This is a genomic window from Streptomyces sp. NPDC005393 (assembly GCF_040606675.1).
In the GTDB taxonomy this organism is placed as follows: Bacteria; Actinomycetota; Actinomycetes; order Streptomycetales; family Streptomycetaceae; genus Streptomyces.
Map to the genome: position 1 here is coordinate 427,963 of NZ_JBEXFG010000001.1, position 16,141 is coordinate 444,103.

Annotated in this window: 15 protein-coding genes and 1 riboswitch; of the genes, 12 read left to right on the top strand and 3 right to left on the bottom strand. The window is 70.1% G+C overall.

Annotation, left to right across the window (positions count from 1 at the left end):
- Positions 1 to 56 precede the first annotated feature (56 nt).
- From glyA to gcvT, 3 genes are all read right to left on the bottom strand, one after another.
- Positions 57 to 1,322 (bottom strand): serine hydroxymethyltransferase, encoded by a 1,266-nt coding sequence (glyA, locus tag ABZS71_RS02130; RefSeq protein ID WP_356206731.1) that lies wholly within the window; start codon positions 1,320 to 1,322, stop codon positions 57 to 59.
- 24 nt (positions 1,323 to 1,346) lie between these two features.
- Positions 1,347 to 1,727, bottom strand: a complete 381-nt coding sequence (gene gcvH / locus ABZS71_RS02135; protein WP_355847677.1) for a glycine cleavage system protein GcvH — start codon at positions 1,725 to 1,727, stop codon at positions 1,347 to 1,349.
- Between the two features lie 100 nt (positions 1,728 to 1,827).
- Positions 1,828 to 2,955 carry a glycine cleavage system aminomethyltransferase GcvT gene (gene gcvT, locus ABZS71_RS02140; RefSeq protein ID WP_355847680.1) on the bottom strand — a complete coding sequence of 376 codons (1,128 nt, stop codon included), beginning with the start codon at positions 2,953 to 2,955 and terminating at the stop codon, positions 1,828 to 1,830.
- Between the two features lie 161 nt (positions 2,956 to 3,116).
- Positions 3,117 to 3,227, bottom strand: a riboswitch (glycine riboswitch).
- A gap of 161 nt (positions 3,228 to 3,388) precedes the next feature.
- Between gcvT and ABZS71_RS02145 the strand changes: the two genes are divergently transcribed.
- The 12 genes from ABZS71_RS02145 (at position 3,389) to ABZS71_RS02200 (ending at position 16,134) form a co-directional block, all read left to right on the top strand.
- On the top strand, positions 3,389 to 4,072 hold the full coding sequence (locus ABZS71_RS02145; RefSeq protein ID WP_356206734.1) for an AAA family ATPase: 684 nt from the start codon (positions 3,389 to 3,391) through the stop codon (positions 4,070 to 4,072).
- A 506-nt stretch (positions 4,073 to 4,578) separates the two neighbouring features.
- A complete protein-coding gene (locus ABZS71_RS02150; protein ID WP_356206872.1) occupies positions 4,579 to 5,349 on the top strand; it encodes an enhanced serine sensitivity protein SseB in 771 nt (256 codons plus the stop codon).
- A gap of 158 nt (positions 5,350 to 5,507) precedes the next feature.
- Positions 5,508 to 6,257 (top strand): enhanced serine sensitivity protein SseB C-terminal domain-containing protein, encoded by a 750-nt coding sequence (locus tag ABZS71_RS02155; protein WP_355847686.1) that lies wholly within the window; start codon positions 5,508 to 5,510, stop codon positions 6,255 to 6,257.
- Between the two features lie 311 nt (positions 6,258 to 6,568).
- On the top strand, positions 6,569 to 7,573 hold the full coding sequence (locus ABZS71_RS02160) for an ABC transporter permease (protein ID WP_356206736.1): 1,005 nt from the start codon (positions 6,569 to 6,571) through the stop codon (positions 7,571 to 7,573).
- A 127-nt stretch (positions 7,574 to 7,700) separates the two neighbouring features.
- On the top strand, positions 7,701 to 9,464 hold the full coding sequence (locus ABZS71_RS02165) for an ABC transporter substrate-binding protein (RefSeq protein WP_356206738.1): 1,764 nt from the start codon (positions 7,701 to 7,703) through the stop codon (positions 9,462 to 9,464).
- A 134-nt stretch (positions 9,465 to 9,598) separates the two neighbouring features.
- On the top strand, positions 9,599 to 10,597 hold the full coding sequence (locus ABZS71_RS02170; RefSeq protein WP_356206741.1) for an ABC transporter permease: 999 nt from the start codon (positions 9,599 to 9,601) through the stop codon (positions 10,595 to 10,597).
- Positions 10,594 to 11,724, top strand: a complete 1,131-nt coding sequence (locus tag ABZS71_RS02175; protein WP_355847698.1) for an ABC transporter ATP-binding protein — start codon at positions 10,594 to 10,596, stop codon at positions 11,722 to 11,724. Before ABZS71_RS02170 ends, ABZS71_RS02175 begins: the two co-directional genes overlap by 4 nt.
- A 20-nt stretch (positions 11,725 to 11,744) precedes the next feature.
- Positions 11,745 to 12,821: a dipeptide ABC transporter ATP-binding protein gene (locus ABZS71_RS02180; protein ID WP_356206744.1), complete on the top strand. Its 1,077-nt coding sequence runs from the start codon at positions 11,745 to 11,747 to the stop codon at positions 12,819 to 12,821.
- Between the two features lie 48 nt (positions 12,822 to 12,869).
- On the top strand, positions 12,870 to 13,529 hold the full coding sequence (locus ABZS71_RS02185; protein WP_355847704.1) for a trimeric intracellular cation channel family protein: 660 nt from the start codon (positions 12,870 to 12,872) through the stop codon (positions 13,527 to 13,529).
- Between the two features lie 52 nt (positions 13,530 to 13,581).
- Positions 13,582 to 13,911, top strand: a complete 330-nt coding sequence (locus tag ABZS71_RS02190; protein ID WP_355847707.1) for a metalloregulator ArsR/SmtB family transcription factor — start codon at positions 13,582 to 13,584, stop codon at positions 13,909 to 13,911.
- Entirely contained in the window at positions 13,908 to 14,783 is an 876-nt protein-coding gene (locus ABZS71_RS02195) for an SRPBCC family protein (protein ID WP_356206747.1), read from the top strand. The genes ABZS71_RS02190 and ABZS71_RS02195 overlap by 4 nt, the downstream gene beginning before the upstream one ends.
- Before the next feature lie 181 nt (positions 14,784 to 14,964).
- Positions 14,965 to 16,134 carry a cysteine desulfurase family protein gene (locus ABZS71_RS02200; RefSeq protein WP_356206749.1) on the top strand — a complete coding sequence of 390 codons (1,170 nt, stop codon included), beginning with the start codon at positions 14,965 to 14,967 and terminating at the stop codon, positions 16,132 to 16,134.
- The last annotated feature ends 7 nt before the right edge of the window (positions 16,135 to 16,141 follow it).

The window sequence follows — 16,141 nt, forward strand, 5'->3', positions numbered from 1 at the left end:
CGGGGTGGTGCGGTGCGGGGGGCGCCGGGGCCGGCGCCCCCCGCGGCCGGCGCCGGTTACTTGCCCAGATGCGGGTAGAGCGGGTGCTTGTCGGCCAGCGTCGTGACCCGGGCCTTCAGCGACTCGGCGTCGTACGACGGCTTGAGGGTCTCGGCGATGATGTCGGCGACCTCGCGGAAGTCCTCCGCGGTGAAGCCGCGCGTGGCCAGCGCCGGGGTGCCGATCCGCAGACCCGAGGTGACCATCGGGGGCCGCGGGTCGTTCGGGATGGCGTTGCGGTTGACGGTGATGCCGACCTCGTGCAGGCGGTCCTCGGCCTGACGGCCGTCCAGCTCGGAGTCGCGAAGATCGACCAGGACGAGGTGGACGTCGGTGCCGCCGGAGAGGACGGAGACGCCGGCCTCGCGCACGTCGGGCTGGGTGAGGCGGTCGGCGAGCAGCTTCGCGCCCTCGAGCGTGCGCTCCTGGCGCTCCTTGAAGGCGGAGCTCGCGGCGATCTTGAAGGAGACCGCCTTGGCCGCGATCACATGCTCCAGCGGACCGCCCTGCTGGCCCGGGAAGACCGCCGAGTTGATCTTCTTGGCCAGGTCGGCCGTGGAGAGGATCACACCGCCGCGCGGGCCGCCCAGGGTCTTGTGGGTGGTGGTGGTCACCACATGGGCGTGCGGTACGGGCGAGGGGTGCAGCCCGGCCGCGACCAGACCCGCGAAGTGGGCCATGTCGACCATGAGGTACGCGCCGACCTCGTCCGCGATCCGGCGGAAGGCCGCGAAGTCGAGCTGGCGCGGGTAGGCGGACCAGCCCGCGATCACGAGCTTGGGGCGGTGCTCCTTGGCGAGGCGCTCGACCTCGTCCATGTCGACCAGACCGGTCTCGGCGTCCACGTGGTAGGGGACCACGTCGTAGAGCTTGCCGGAGAAGTTGATCTTCATGCCATGGGTCAGATGGCCGCCGTGCGCCAGGCTCAGACCCAGGATGGTGTCGCCGGGGGAGAGCAGCGCGAACATCGCGGCCGCGTTGGCCTGGGCGCCCGAGTGCGGCTGGACATTGGCGGCCTCGGCGCCGAAGAGCTCCTTGACCCGGTCGATGGCGATCTGCTCGACCACATCGACATGCTCACAGCCGCCGTAGTACCGGCGGCCGGGGTAGCCCTCGGCGTACTTGTTGGTGAGGACCGAGCCCTGGGCCTCCATGACGGCCGCCGGAGCGAAGTTCTCCGAGGCGATCATCTCCAGGGTGGACTGCTGGCGGTGGAGTTCGGCGTCGACGGCGGCGGCGACATCCGGGTCGAGCTCGTGCAGGGAGCTGTTGAGAAGCGACATCAGGGTCCCGATCGAAGAGGAGGGTCAGTTTCCGGCGAAGGTGGTGTACTCGTCGGCGGAGAGTAGGTCCTCCGGCTCGTCCGTCACCCTCACCCTGAACAGCCAGCCGCCCTCGAAGGGGGCGGAATTCACCAGCGCCGGGTCGTTCACCACGTCCTCGTTGATCTCGGTGACCTCGCCGGAGACGGGCGCGTACAGGTCGCTGACCGACTTCGTGGACTCCAGCTCACCGCAGGTCTCACCGGCGGCGACGGCGGAACCGACATCCGGGAGCTGGACATAGACGACATCGCCGAGCGCGTTGGCCGCGTATTCGGTGATGCCGATGGTCGACACGCCGTCCTCGTCGGCGGCCGACAGCCACTCGTGCTCCTTGCTGTAGCGCAGCTGCTGGGGGTTGCTCATGGTCCGATTCTCCTGGATACGGGGGAGTGCTTGGGAAACGGGTCTTGACTGGTGGGACGGGGTGGAATGCGGCGCCGCGATGCCGCGGGCACCGCGGGGCTCAGCGCCCGCGCCGGTAGAAGGGGAGCGCGACGACCTCGTACGGCTCCTGGGTACCGCGGATGTCCACCGACACACCGTCGGTGCCGGGCCCCGCGTGCTCCGCGTCGACGTACGCCATCGCGATCGGCTTGCCCAGCGTCGGGGAGGGCGCACCCGAGGTGACCTGGCCGATCCGCGAGCCGTCCGCCGCTACGACGGCGTATCCGGCGCGCGGCACCCGGCGGCCGGCCGCGATCAGGCCCACCAGCGCGCGCGGCGGCCGGCTCTCCGCCTGGCGCGCCGCGGCCTCCAGCGCCTGGCGCCCGACGAAGTCACCGGCCTTCTCGAACTTCACCACCCGGCCGAGCCCCGCGTCGAAGGGCGTCGTGTCGGTGGACAGCTCATGCCCGTACAGCGGCATCCCGGCCTCCAGCCGCAGCGTGTCCCGGCAGGACAGACCGCAGGGAACCAGACCCACCGGAGCCCCCACCTCCGTCAGCGCCTGCCAGACCCGCTCGGCGTCGTCCGGCGCGACGAACAGCTCGAAGCCGTCCTCGCCCGTGTAGCCGGTGCGGGCGATCAGCGCGGAGACGCCCGCGACGGTGCCCGGGAGCCCCGCGTAGTACTTCAGGCCGTCGAGATCGGCGTCGGTGAGGCTCTTCAGGATCCCCGGGGACTCGGGCCCCTGGACGGCGATCAGCGCGTAGGCGTCGCGGTCGTCCCGTACGGCCGTCTCGAAGCCGGTGGCGCGCTCGGTCAGCGCGTCCAGCACCACCTGGGCGTTGGAGGCGTTGGCCACGACCAGGAACTCCTGCTCGGCGAGGCGGTAGACGATCAGGTCGTCGAGGATGCCGCCCTCGATGTCGCAGATCATGGTGTAGCGGGCGCGGCCCACGGCCAGCGCCGAGAGATGACCGACCAGGGCGTAGTCCAGGGCCTCGGCCGCCTGGGGCCCGGTGAGAGTGATCTCACCCATGTGGGAGAGGTCGAAGAGCCCGGCGCGGGTGCGCACCGCGGTGTGCTCGTCGCGCTCGCTGCCGTAGCGCAGCGGCATGTCCCAGCCGGCGAAGTCGGTAATGGTGGCGCCGAGCGCACGGTGGGTCGCGTCCAGCGCGGTACGGCGTGGCGTGGGCGGGGCGTCGGACATGATTCACAGCTCCCAGGATCAGGATTGCGGCGACGACAGGGACGGTCCTCCCCATCTGTCATCGGAACCTGAGAGGTTCGCCGTGACTCCCCTCACAACAAGAGGGCCTTCGGCTTGCACCTTGGGTGGAGCCACACCAGCGGCTCGCTTTTCAGATCTGCCTCGCCCGCGCGGTATTCGGGCCTGAGAGATTCAAGGGAGGACTTGCTCCTTCGGCGCCCCGGACGCCCGGCACGGCTGCCGGTGACCAAGGACTCTCCCGCGCGGATTCAAGCGGCCGGTATGGAGTTGCGCGCACATCATCGCACGTATGGGCGAGAAGGGAAGCCCCGCAATGTGACCAGGACCGCGAGCGAGCGCCTTGATGGACATTACCTTTTCTTGACACTCTTCGGGTACGAGCCGCAGTGACCGACCTGGGAGGACGATCACGGTGCAGGGGCAGGGAACATATGCGACGACCCATGGACCCCTGCCCGCGCGGCGGGGTGAGGCGCCGGCCGCCGACACGCTCCGGCCGGGGCGCAGAGCCGCCGTGCACGACCTGCGCGCCGCCGCGGGACCGCGCGAGCTGCGCTACCCGGCGCGGGATGTGCTGGTCGCCTCCGGGCTGCCGGGCAGCGGCAAGACCACTCTGATCAACCGGGCGGTGCCGGTCCTGGACCACGGCGGCGCCGCCGTCATACGAGTCGACTCACAGGACACCCGCGCGTCATGGGAGGGCCGGCTGCCCCGCTGGCTGCCGTACGCGCTGTACCGCCCGCTGGTCCGGTGCGCGCACTACGCGGGCCTGCGCCGTGCGCTGCGCTCGGGCGCGAGCGTGGTCGTGCACGACTGCGGCTCGCTGGCGTGGGTCCGCCGCTGGCTGGCACGGGACGCGCGGCGCAGCGGCCGCCGGCTCCATATGGTGCTGCTGGACGTGGAGCCGGCGGTGGCGCTTCAGGGGCAGGCCGCACGGGGCCGCGGCGTCTCGGGCTACGCCTTCGGACGGCATCGGCGCGCGGTGCGCCGGCTGGTCTCGCGGGTGGAGGCCGGTCGGCCGCCCGAGGGCTGCGCCTCCGCGGTGCTGCTGGACCGGTCGACCGCGAACGCGTTGCGTGGTATCTCCTTCGAGTGACGTGGGTGCTACGCCAAATTGGGCGCTACGCCAAAGGGGCGCGCCGCCGTGGAGCCTCGTGGGGGCACCTCCCAGCGGTAGCTGGGGGCGAGCCGATTGGGGCGCGCCGGTGTCGAGCCTCGGGTCGGACCTCCGGCTGGGGGCGAGCCGGTGGGGCGCGCCGGTGTCGAAGGAGAGAGCGAGCGCAGGCCGGGAGGGCTCCCATCGTTGTGGGGTGCCCCCGGCTCCGTGGCGAGTGAGCCGAAGGGGCGCGCCGCTGTCGAAAGGGAGAGCGCGCGGAGGCCGCGAGGAACGAGTGGCCGAGCACGGTCGACCGTCGACAGTGGCTTGAGCGCCCCGGAGGCGAACCGAGCCCTGAAAAAAAGGGGGGCCGAGCACGGTCGACTGTCGACAGTGGCTCGAGCGCCCCGGAGGCGAACCGAGCCCTGACAAAGGGCGTTAAGGTGCTGGTGAAGGCCGGACGAGATGGTGGTTGGACGAACATGAGTTTCCCGGAGCAGCCCGGTATGACATCGGCTCACGGTGGATTCCCCGACAGCGCTTATCCCGCGTTCCCGGGCAATGAGCTCGAAGAGGTGCTCGCCGCCTCGGTCGAGGTCCCGGGGGCCGGGGCGCGCATCGTCGAGACGCTTGCCCGCAGCCATATCTGGGTTCCGCTGCCGAACGGCGGGGGCCCCGACAGCCCGAGCCTCGATCTGCCCACCATGGAGATCGACGGCGCCGCGTATGTTCCGGTGTTCAGCTCCCAGCAGCAGTTTCTGCAAGTCGTCGGCGCCCATATGCCGTTCACCATCGCCCCGGCCGTCGAGTTCGCCCGCGGCCTGCCGCCCAAACTCGGCATCGCGGTGAACCCCGGTGGTGCGGTTGGCGTACCGCTTCCGCCCCCCGCTGTCGCGCGGCTGTGCCGCGCCGGGCGTACGGAACTCGACGGATCGGCCACCGGCGGCCGGGTGCGGCTCTTCGAGCCCGACTGGCAGGACGAGCCGGTCGACTTCCTGGCCGCCGCCGGGATCGAGTTCGCCAAGGAGACCGGGGTGCGGACCGCCCGGCGCGCCCTGGCCAGCGTCGAGGGCGACGCGCCCGCGCTCTTCGTCGGCGTCGAGCTCGATGCGCCCGGCCCGGACGGCCAGGCCTTCGCGGTGGAAGCGCTGGGCCGCGCGCTCGGCTCGGTGCCGTTGCCGTGGCCGGTGCAGCTCGTTCTGCTGGACGTCGCCCAGGACCCGGTCGCGGACTGGATGCTCGAGCGCGTGCGGCCGTTCTACGACCGTGACCTCTGACTCACCCCAGGGCCCGCTGCGGGGGCCCGTAAGCTGGTTTGATGACCAGGCGGGGCGTGACGACGCGCCTCGGTGAGGTGTGGGCAAGGCCGAGAGAGGGGCGGACCCAGGTGAGCGCGGGCGCGGATTGGGGGGCTGCGGCCGGTCAGGTGGAGCGGATGCTGCAGCAGGTCGCTCCCGGCCGGTACGACGCCTACGAGGCGCTGCTGCACGCCCTCGCCGAGGGCGAGGTCTGGATGCTGCTGTGGCACGGTGCGCCCGGCTCGTCCGACGCCCAGTACGGAAACATGGACGTGGGCGGCCTTGGTTACGCCCCGTGTGTGACCTCCGCCCAGGAACTCGCCGCGAGTGGCTGGAATCGTGCGCACGAGGTGGTGGACGGACGCCGGATCGCCGCCTCGCTCTACCGCGACCGCTACGGCCTGTGGCTCAACCCGCACGCGCCCGGCGGCGGGGTGGGCATCCCCTGGCTCGACCTGCGCCGGATCGCCGGCGGTCTGGACCGGCTGCCCGCCGGACCGCTGAAGCTGACCGAGCCCGCCATCGACATCCCCCAGTTCTACGCCCTGTTGGGGCAGAACGCGCACCGCACCGCCGTGGTGCGCTCCTTGCGGCGCGCCTGGGTGCAGCCCGCGCTGGGCGCCCCGTACCTGGCCATCGGTCTGGATCTGTACGACACCAGCGGGCCGGCCGTGCAGTCCGTGCGGGTGATGATGGAGCAGTCGATCGCCGCGGTCCCGGACGGGCTGCCGGTCTCCACGGTCGCGCTCTCGGACGAGTACGACCCGGTCGCGATGTGGATGCGGGCCGGCGCCCGCCCGTTCTTCGACCGCGACGCCTACGGCACCGCCCCCGCCGCGCCGCCGTCCTACGGCTACGGCTATCCGCCGCCGCGCCACGCGTACTGATCCACCGCGAAGCGGCTGAAACCGTCCCCTCGGGGCGCATGTTACTGCTGCGTTCTCGTGTCGCGACTGTCCGTATAACGGAACACCCGTCCTCACATCACGGTTAAGCATCCATTGCCCGGGAGCACTGGCGGGTGATCACAAACGCGATGAAGACTCCCGCTCCAAGGGGTGCCGGTTCCTGTGTACGACCCCCTTCCAGAGGGGTTCCGTACCACGAGCGCGACTTTCACCCATGGAGTGAACGAAGCCGCCACAGCGGCGAGTCGTGGGCCGGTCACCACCGGTCGAGATGAGGAGTCTTCACCACGATGTCGGCACCATTGCACGGCACGACCACCGACGCGGATCCGGTCGCGACTGCCGATGTAGCGGCGAACGCAGTCAAGGCGTCGGTCCAAGGCAGGTCGCTGCGGCAGATCGCCTGGATGCGCCTGAAGCGCGACAAGCTCGCGCTGGCCGGTGGCATCGTTGTCGTCCTCCTGGTCCTGGTGGCGATCTTCGCGCCGCTGATCGTGAATCTGCTCGGTCATCCGCCCAACGAGTTCCACCAGGAGGAGATCGACCCGCTGTTCGGCACCCCGAAGGGGTCCATGGGCGGTATCGGCTCCGACTTCCTCTTCGGCGTCGAGCCGAAGAACGGTCGCGATGTCTTCAGCCGGGTCATTTACGGCGCACGGATCTCCCTGCTGGTGGCGTTCCTCGCCGCCGTGGTCGCCGTCGTCCTCGGCACCGTCTTCGGCGTCATCGCCGGGTACTTCGGCGGCTGGGTCGACACGGTGGTCAGCCGGGTCATGGACATGCTGCTGGCCTTCCCGCAGCTGCTCTTCATCATCGCCCTGGTCTCGGTGCTCCCCAACGATCTGCTGGGGCTGACCGGAAGCGGCGTCCGCATCCTGGTGCTGGTCTCCGTCATCGGCTTCTTCGGATGGCCATACGTCGGACGTATCGTGCGAGGTCAGACGCTCTCGCTGCGCGAGAAGGAGTATGTCGAGGCCGCGCGGAGCCTGGGCGCCGGCCGGCGCTACATCCTCTTCCGTGAGCTGCTGCCGAACCTGGTGGCGCCGATCACCGTCTACGCGACGTTGATGATCCCCACCAACATCCTCACCGAGGCAGCGCTCAGCTTCCTCGGGGCGGGCGTGAAGCCGCCGACCGCCTCCTGGGGGCAGATGCTCTCCAAGGCGGTGGGCACCTACGAGGACGATCCGATGTTCATGATCATCCCCGGTGCGGCGATCTTCATCACGGTGCTGGCCTTCAACCTCTTCGGCGACGGTGTCCGCGACGCGCTCGACCCCAAGGGGGTCCGTTGACGGTGACCCCGGCGGCCACGACCGCGCCGCATCTATCCGAACGTGCCCCTGCCACAACTGTCAGGCGGCTCCCTGATGGTTCCCCGGCGCCATGCCACGAACCGCTACTCCGGAGGTTGCAGGAACAATGAAACCCCTACATTCGTCGAGGAGAAGGCAGATCGCCGGAGTGGCGGTCGTCGTCGCCCTCATGTCCACCGCCGCCTGCGGTGGCGGTGGCGACGACAGCAAGAGCGAGGGCGCCGGCTACAACGCGGCGATGAAGGGCACCGCCAACAAGTCCGCCAAGAAGGGCGGCACGCTGAAGTTCATCAGCAAGCAGGACTTCGACTCGCTCGACCCGCAGCGCCAGTACTACGGCTTCGCCTGGGACTTCTCCCGCTTCTACGCGCGCAGCCTGGTCTCCTACACGCCGAGGCCGGGTGACGCGAGCGCCGAACTGGTCCCGGACCTGGCCACCGCCAACGGCAAGATCACCGACGGTGGCAAGACCTACACCTACACCCTGCGTGACGGGGTCGCCTGGGAGGACGGCTCGCCGATCACCTCCAAGGACGTCAAGTACGGCATCGAGCGCATCTGGGCCAAGGACGTCGTCTCCGGCGGTCCGGCCTATCTGCGCCAGGTCCTCGACCCCAAGAGCGAGTACCCGGGCCCGTACAAGGACAAGTCCAAGGACAAGCTGGGCCTCAAGGCGATCGAGACGCCCAACGACAAGACCATCGTCTTCCACCTGGCCAAGCCGAACGGTGACTTCGAGCAGATGCTCGCGATGCCGACCGGCGCCCCGGTGAAGCAGTCCAAGGACACCGGCGCCAAGTACGCCAGCCGGCCCTTCTCCTCCGGCCCGTACAAGATCCAGTCGTACAAGTCGGGCAAGAGCGCGGTGCTGGTCCGCAACGACAAGTGGAAGAAGGCGTCCGACCCGATCCGCCCGGCCCTGCCGGACAAGATCACGGTCACCGTCAACACCAACCTCGAGGCCATCGACAAGCTGCTGATCAAGGGCGACTACGACGTCGACATGAACGGCACGGGCATGACCCAGGCCGGTCGTACCGAGGCGCTCAAGCAGCACAAGGGCAACGTTGACAACGTCGTCACGAGCTTCGTCCGCTATGTCGACCTGGCCACCAAGGTCAAGCCGTTCGACAACATCCACTGCCGCAAGGCGGTCTTCTACGCGACCGACTACAAGTCGATCCAGACCATCCGCGGCGGCCCGCTGGCCGGTGGTGACATCGCCACCAACATGCTCCCCAAGAGCATCAAGGGGTCGGATGACTACGACCCGTACGGCATCCTCAAGCGCGGCGGCAAGCCGGATGTCGCCAAGGCCAAGGACGAGCTGAAGCAGTGCGGCAAGCCGAACGGCTTCTCCACCGTCATCAGCGCCCGCTCCAACCAGCCGGGTGAGACGGACGCCGCCGAGGCGATGCAGGCGGCGCTGGGCAAGGTCGGCATCAAGCTGCAGGTCGACCCGATCGACGGTGCGCAGTCCGCGAGCATCACCGGTTCCCCGTCCGTGGTGAAGAAGCGGAACTACGGCCTGTCGATGTCGGGCTGGGGCCCGGACTTCCCGACCGGCCAGGGCTTCTCGCAGCCGCTGGTGGACGGCCGCTTCATCCAGCAGACCGGTAACTACAACGTCTCCGAGATCAATGACTCGAAGATCAACAAGTTCTTCGACGACGCGCTCAAGGAGACGGAGCCGGCCAAGGCCGGTGAGGTCTACCAGCAGATGAACCACCGGGTCGCGGACCTGGCCGTGGAGATGCCGTTCATCTACGAGAAGAACTTCACCTGGCGCAGCTCGCGGCTGACGAACGCCTTCTCGTCGGCGGCCTACAACGGCCGTTACGACTACTCCCAGCTGGGCGTCGTCAAGTGACGTCTCGTCACACGAGTCGTCACACACCCCCACCCTCGCCGCACCGATAGGCCCGAAGGGCAGGTGATGGCCGCGGGCGGTGGTCCGGGAGCCCCTTACCCCGGGGCTCCCGGACCACCGCCGGGCCGCGCACAGTGCTTGCTTATGTCATCCGGCGCTTGTTCGCCGTCGTCATGATGCTGTTGGTCGTCACCCTGACGACCTTCGCCATCTTCTTCATGATCCCGAAGTGGGCCGGTTCCGACCCCGCCCTCCTGTTCGTCGGCAAACAGGCCGACCCCGCGGCCATCGAGGGCGTCCGCCAGAAGCTGGGCCTCGCTGACCCCCTCCTGGTGCAGTTCTGGCACTTCGTTCAGGGGCTGTTCGTCGGCCGGGACTATGCCAACGGCCCGGATGTCACCCACTGCCCCGCCCCCTGCTTCGGCTACTCCTTCCGCTCCGAGCAGGCGGTGTGGCCGCAGCTGACCGAGGCGCTGCCGGTCACCCTCTCGCTGGCCGCGGGCGCCTGTGTGCTGTGGGTCGTCGGCGGCGTCGCCACCGGTGTCGTCTCCGCGCTGCGCCGGGGCAGCCTGTGGGACCGCTCGGCGATGACCATCGCCCTCGCCGGTGTCTCGCTGCCGATCTACTTCACCGGTCTGCTGTCGCTCGCGATCTTCAGCTACCAGCTGGACTGGGTCAATGTGGACTACCAGCCACTCGGCGACAATCCGGGCATGTGGTTCGAGAGTCTGATCCTCCCGTGGATCACGCTCGCCTTCCTCTACGCCGCGATGTACGCCCGCCTCACCCGGGCCACCATGCTGGAGATCATGGGTGAGGACTACATCCGCACGGCCCGCGCCAAGGGCCTGCGGGAACGGGTCGTCATCGGCCGGCACGCGATGCGCTCCACCTGGACGCCGATCCTCACCCTGCTGGGCCTGGACCTCGGCGCGCTGCTCGGTGGCGCGGTGCTCACCGAGACCACCTACAACCTGCCGGGCCTCGGCCGGCTCGCGGTGAACGCGATCAACGAGAAGGACCTGCCGGTGATCCTCGGCGTCACGCTGATCGCCGCCATGTTCATCGTCGTCGCCAACCTCGTCGTGGACCTTCTGTACGCCGTCATCGACCCGCGAGTGAGGCTCGGATGACCGACCTGAACAAGACCGGCGGCAGCGATCTGCCGGCCACCGGAACCGCCGTCGGGGAGGTGGCCGCGGCCGGTTCGCCCGCCCCGACCGCCTTCCTTGAGGTGCGCGACCTGCGCGTCCACTTCCCGACCGACGACGGCCTGGTCAAGTCCGTGGACGGGCTCAGCTTCCGGCTGGAGAAGGGCAAGACGCTCGGCATCGTCGGCGAGTCCGGCTCCGGAAAGTCCGTCACCTCGCTCGGCATCATGGGGCTGCACACCGCCGGTCAGTACGGCCGCCGCAAGGCCCGGATCTCCGGCGAGATCTGGCTGAACGGCCAGGAGCTGCTGGGCGCCGACCCGGACGAGGTGCGCAAGCTGCGCGGCCGTGAGATGGCGATGATCTTCCAGGATCCGCTGTCCGCGCTGCACCCGTACTACACCATCGGCCGCCAGATCATCGAGGCGTACCGGGTCCACCACGACGTCACCAAGAACGTGGCCCGCAAGCGCGCGATCGAGCTCCTGGACCGCGTGGGCATCCCGCAGCCCGACAAGCGGGTGGACGGCTATCCGCACGAGTTCTCCGGCGGAATGCGCCAGCGCGCGATGATCGCGATGTCGCTGGTCAACAACCCCGAGCTGCTGATCGCCGACGAGCCGACCACCGCCCTCGACGTCACCGTCCAGGCACAGATCCTCGACCTCATCCGGGATCTGCAGAAGGAGTTCGGCTCCGCGGTCATCGTCATCACCCACGACCTGGGCGTCGTCGCCGAACTCGCCGACGATCTGCTGGTGATGTACGGCGGGCGCTGCGTCGAGCGCGGCCCGGCCGAGAAGGTCTTCTACGAGCCCCAGCACCCCTACACCTGGGGGCTGCTCGGCTCGATGCCTCGCATCGACCGCGACCAGACCGAGCGGCTCATCCCGGTCAAGGGCTCCCCGCCCAGCCTGATCAACGTGCCGTCCGGCTGTGCCTTCCACCCGCGCTGCCCGTACGCCGACGTGCCCGCGGACGGCATCACCCGCACCGAGCGGCCGGAGCTGCGGGAGGTGTCCGGCGGCAACGGGCACTTCTCCGCCTGCCATATGGCGCAGGAGGACCGTACGCGGATCTGGACCGAAGAGATTGCGCCGAAGCTGTGACCGACACAAAGGATCCGAAGATGACGGTCCCGGAGCAGGCGACCACGACGCCCGAGCCCCTGCTCAAGGTGTCGGGCCTGGTCAAGCACTTCCCGATCAAGAAGGGGCTGTTGCAGCGCCAGGCCGGCGCGGTGCAGGCGGTCGACGGCCTGGACTTCGACGTACGGCCGGGGGAGACCCTGGGCGTGGTGGGGGAGTCGGGCTGCGGCAAGTCCACCATGGGACGGCTGGTCACCCGGCTGCTCGAACCCACCTCCGGGAAGATCGAGTTCGAGGGCAAGGACATCACGCACCTGGGCACCGCCGCGATGCGGCCGATGCGCCGCGAGGTCCAGATGATCTTCCAGGACCCGTACTCCTCGCTGAACCCCCGGCACACGGTCGGCACGATCGTCGGCGCGCCCTTCCGGCTCCAGGGCGTCGAGCCGGCGGGCGGCGTCAAGGCGGAGGTGCAGCGGCTGCTGGAGCTGGTCGGCCTCAACCCCGAGCACTACAACCGCTATCCGCACGAGTTCTCCGGCGGCCAGCGCCAGCGCATCGGCATCGCGCGGGCGCTCGCCCTCAACCCCAAGCTGGTCGTCGCCGACGAGCCGGTCTCGGCGCTGGATGTGTCCATCCAGGCGCAGGTGGTCAATCTGCTGGACGACCTCCAGGACGAGCTGGGCCTGACGTACGTGATCATCGCGCACGATCTGTCGGTCATCCGCCATGTCTCGGACCGGATCGCGGTGATGTACCTCGGGAAGATCGTCGAGCTCGCGGACCGCAAGGACCTCTACGAGTCCCCGATGCACCCGTACACCAAGGCGCTGCTGTCCGCGGTGCCGGTGCCGGACCCCAAGCGGCGCGCCAAGCGTGAGCGGATCCTGCTCAAGGGCGATGTCCCCTCGCCGATCTCGCCGCCGTCCGGCTGCCGCTTCCACACCCGGTGCTGGAAGGCGACCGAGGTGTGCAAGCAGCAGGAGCCGCCCCTGGTGGCGCTCGCGACCGGGCACCAGGTGGCCTGCCACCATCCGGAGAACGCGCCCGACCAGGTGCCGCAGGAGAAGGCCGGGGCCGAGGCGGCACAGAAGGTAACGAAGAACACCGACAGCTGACATGAGCCGGCCGATCCGGCCGCTATCAGCGGCAGGTAAGAATGTCGCGTGCTCATCGAACTGTTCACCCCGTCCGTCCAGCATGCGCTCGAAGTCGTCGGGATCTTCGTCTTCGCGATCTCCGGGGCGCTGCTGGGCGTGCGCAAGAACTTCGACGTCTTCGGCATGGCGGTGCTCGCGGAGGTCACCGCGCTGGGCGGCGGGGTCTTCCGCGACCTGGTCATCGGCGCGGTGCCGCCGGCCGCCTTCGTGGATCTGGGGTACTTCTTCACCCCGCTCGTCGCCACCGCGATCGTCTTCTTTCTCCATCCCGAGGTCGAGCGGATCACGGCCGCCGTCGGCGTCTTCGACGCGGCCGGGCTCGGCCTCTTCTGCGTCGAGGGCACCATGAAGGCCCATGACCACGGGCTCGGTCTCACCTCATCCGTCACCCTCGGCATGGCCACGGCGGTCGGCGGCGGGGTGCTCCGCGACCTCCTCGCCCACGAGGTGCCCTCGCTGATGCGCTGGGACCGGGACCTGTACGCCGTCCCGGCCATCGTCGGCGCGTCGATAGCGGCGCTGCTGATCCACTTCCACGCCCTGTCCGGGGCCGCCAGCGCCCTCGCGGCCACCACGGCGTTTGTCGTCCGGCTGCTGGCGATGCGGTTCGGCTGGCGGGCGCCACGGGCGTGGAACCGGCGGAGCACGGCGGCCGAAGAGGTCTGAGGCGCTTTTGTATTCCCTGGTGGTTATATAGCTGTCGCGTTATTTTCGACGCATGACCATACCGTTCGACGTGCTCGCGGAGCCGAGCCGACGGCAGATCCTGGATCTCCTGCTGGTCCGTCCCCGCCTGGTCGGTGAGCTCACCGAGCAGCTCGGGCTGAGCCAGCCGGGCACCTCCAGACATCTGCGGGTGCTGCGCGAGGCCGGTCTGGTGCGGGTCCGCCAGGACGCCCAGCGGCGGTGGTACGAGCTGTGTCCCGAGCCGCTCGCCGAGGTCGACGCATGGCTCGCGCCGTATCGCCGGCTGTGGACCGACCGTCTCGACGCGCTCGAACGACACCTCGACACGATGCCGGATCCCACCGACGGAGAAGAGCCATGAACGACACCCTCAGCCAGGCCGGCGGCGGCCGCTCCGCCCTGACCCTCGAGCGCCGGATCGCCCACCCCCCGAAGAAGGTCTGGCAGGCGCTGACCGAGCCCGCGCAGCTCGCGCACTGGTTCCCCTCCGAGGTGCGGGTGGAGCTCACGGTCGGCGGCAGGATGGGCTTCGTCTTCCCCGGCCGTGAGGGGCCGGACATGGACGGCGTCGTCACCGAGCTCGACCCGCCCCATGTCTACGCCTTCACCTGGGGCGAGGACCACCTTCGCTGGGAGCTGCGCCCCGACGGCGACGGCTGTGTGCTCACCCTCACCCACACCTTCGGCGACCGCTTCGGTGCCGCGAGCTTCGCCTCCGGCTGGCACGTCTGCGTCAGCGGCCTCGCGGCCCTGCTCGACGGCGAGAAGTCCGCCCCCGTCGACATGGCCGAACTGCACGAGCGGTATGTCGAGGAGTTCGGGCTGGCCGAGGGGGCGGTGGAGACCGCCGAGGACGGCGGCTGGCGGCTGCGCTTCGAGCGGCAGCTCGTCCGTCCCGAAGAGACGGCCTGGCAGGCGCTGGCCGGGCAGACCGACGCCACCACGCTCGCCGTGGGCGCGCCCGTCCCCGTCGGATTCCGGACGGACGCGGTCCCGGCCGGTGCGATCAGCGAGGTCGACGCCCCTCGTGTGCTCTCCTACGACTGGGAGCGGGGTGGGCGCCCCGCCGGCCGGGTCCGCTGGGAGCTGACCCAGGGCACCGGCCACGGGGCACGCCTCGTCCTGACCCAGACCGGGCCGGAGGGGGCGGACGAGGAGCGCTCCGCCGCGGCGGCCGCGTGGCGCCGCCACATCGGCCTGCTCGCCGCCAAGCTGCTCCGCATGCCGGGCTGACCCCCGGCAGCGCCCGCCCTCAGCCCCCGGCCCGCCGCGGGCGCCGGCAGCCGGGTGTCATGAGCAAAAGGCCAGGTACTCCTTACGAGCTTGTCGAGAGGTTCCCCAACGGGGGCGCGCGGCCTCTGCGTCCGCGCGCCCGGTACGCGCCCCCGCAACGGCTCGTAGAATCGAGCACACCATGGCTTATCTCGACCACGCCGCCACCACCCCGATGCTTCCGGAGGCGGTGCAGGCGATGACCGCCCAGCTCGCCGTCACCGGCAACGCCTCCTCGCTGCACGCCGCCGGCCGGCGTGCCCGCCGTACCGTCGAGGAGTCGCGCGAGTCCCTCGCCGCCTCGCTGGGCGCCCGTCCGAGCGAGGTCGTCTTCACCTCCGGCGGGACCGAGGCCGACAACCTCGCCGTCAAGGGGCTCTACTGGTCCCGCAGGGACGCCGACCCGGCCCGCACCCGCCTGCTCGCCAGCCCCGTCGAGCACCACGCCGTCCTCGACGCGGTCGACTGGCTCGCCGAGCACGAGGGCGCGCGGGTCGAATGGCTGCCCGTCGACGCCTACGGGCGGGTGCACCCCGACACGCTGCGCGAAGCGATCGCCCGCGACCCCTCGGATGTCGCCCTCGCGACCGTCATGTGGGCCAACAACGAGATCGGCACGGTGCAGCCGGTGCGTGAACTCGCCAAGGTGGCAGGGGAGTTCGACATACCCCTGCACGCGGACGCGGTCCAGGCGTTCGGCCAGCTGGAGGTCGACTTCGCCGCCTCGGGGCTGGCCGCGATGACGGTCAGCGGCCACAAGATAGGCGGCCCCTACGGCATCGGCGCGCTGCTGCTGAGCCGTGAGCACACCCCCGTGCCCGTTCTGCACGGCGGCGGCCAGGAGCGCCAGGTGCGCTCGGGCACACTCGACGCCCCGGCCATCGCCGCCTTCGCGGTCGCCGGTGCGTACGCGGCCGCGCACCGCGAGGAGTTCGCGCGCGAGATCGGCGTGCTGCGCGACGCGCTGATCACCGCCGTCCTGACGGCCGTCCCCGACGCGATCCTCGGCGGCGACCCCGACCCGGCGGGCCGCCTTCCCGCCAACGCCCACTTCTCCTTCCCCGGCTGCGAGGGCGATTCGCTGCTTCTGCTGCTGGACGCGCAGGGCATCGAATGCTCGACGGGCTCGGCCTGTACGGCCGGGATCGCCCAGCCCAGCCATGTCGTCCTGGCCACCGGCACCGACCCCGCTCTGGCCCGCGGCACCCTGCGCTTCTCCTTCGGCCATACGTCGACGAAGGCCGATGTCGAGGCGGTGGCGGAGGCGATCGGCCCCGCGGTGGAACGGGCGCGCGGCGCGGGCCTCAGCTAGCGGGGGC

Bases quoted from the DNA above. Each gene is read 5' to 3' on its own strand.
- glyA (WP_356206731.1), bottom strand. From the start codon at position 1,322: ATGTCGCTTCTCAACAGCTCCCTGCACGAGCTCGACCCGGATGTCGCC.
- gcvH (WP_355847677.1), bottom strand. From the start codon at position 1,727: ATGAGCAACCCCCAGCAGCTGCGCTACAGCAAGGAGCACGAGTGGCTG.
- gcvT (WP_355847680.1), bottom strand. From the start codon at position 2,955: ATGTCCGACGCCCCGCCCACGCCACGCCGTACCGCGCTGGACGCGACC.
- ABZS71_RS02150 (WP_356206872.1), top strand. From the start codon at position 4,579: ATGACATCGGCTCACGGTGGATTCCCCGACAGCGCTTATCCCGCGTTC.
- ABZS71_RS02155 (WP_355847686.1), top strand. From the start codon at position 5,508: ATGCTGCAGCAGGTCGCTCCCGGCCGGTACGACGCCTACGAGGCGCTG.
- ABZS71_RS02160 (WP_356206736.1), top strand. From the start codon at position 6,569: ATGTCGGCACCATTGCACGGCACGACCACCGACGCGGATCCGGTCGCG.
- ABZS71_RS02165 (WP_356206738.1), top strand. From the start codon at position 7,701: ATGAAACCCCTACATTCGTCGAGGAGAAGGCAGATCGCCGGAGTGGCG.
- ABZS71_RS02175 (WP_355847698.1), top strand. From the start codon at position 10,594: ATGACCGACCTGAACAAGACCGGCGGCAGCGATCTGCCGGCCACCGGA.
- ABZS71_RS02180 (WP_356206744.1), top strand. From the start codon at position 11,745: ATGACGGTCCCGGAGCAGGCGACCACGACGCCCGAGCCCCTGCTCAAG.
- ABZS71_RS02190 (WP_355847707.1), top strand. From the start codon at position 13,582: ATGACCATACCGTTCGACGTGCTCGCGGAGCCGAGCCGACGGCAGATC.
- ABZS71_RS02195 (WP_356206747.1), top strand. From the start codon at position 13,908: ATGAACGACACCCTCAGCCAGGCCGGCGGCGGCCGCTCCGCCCTGACC.
- ABZS71_RS02200 (WP_356206749.1), top strand. From the start codon at position 14,965: ATGGCTTATCTCGACCACGCCGCCACCACCCCGATGCTTCCGGAGGCG.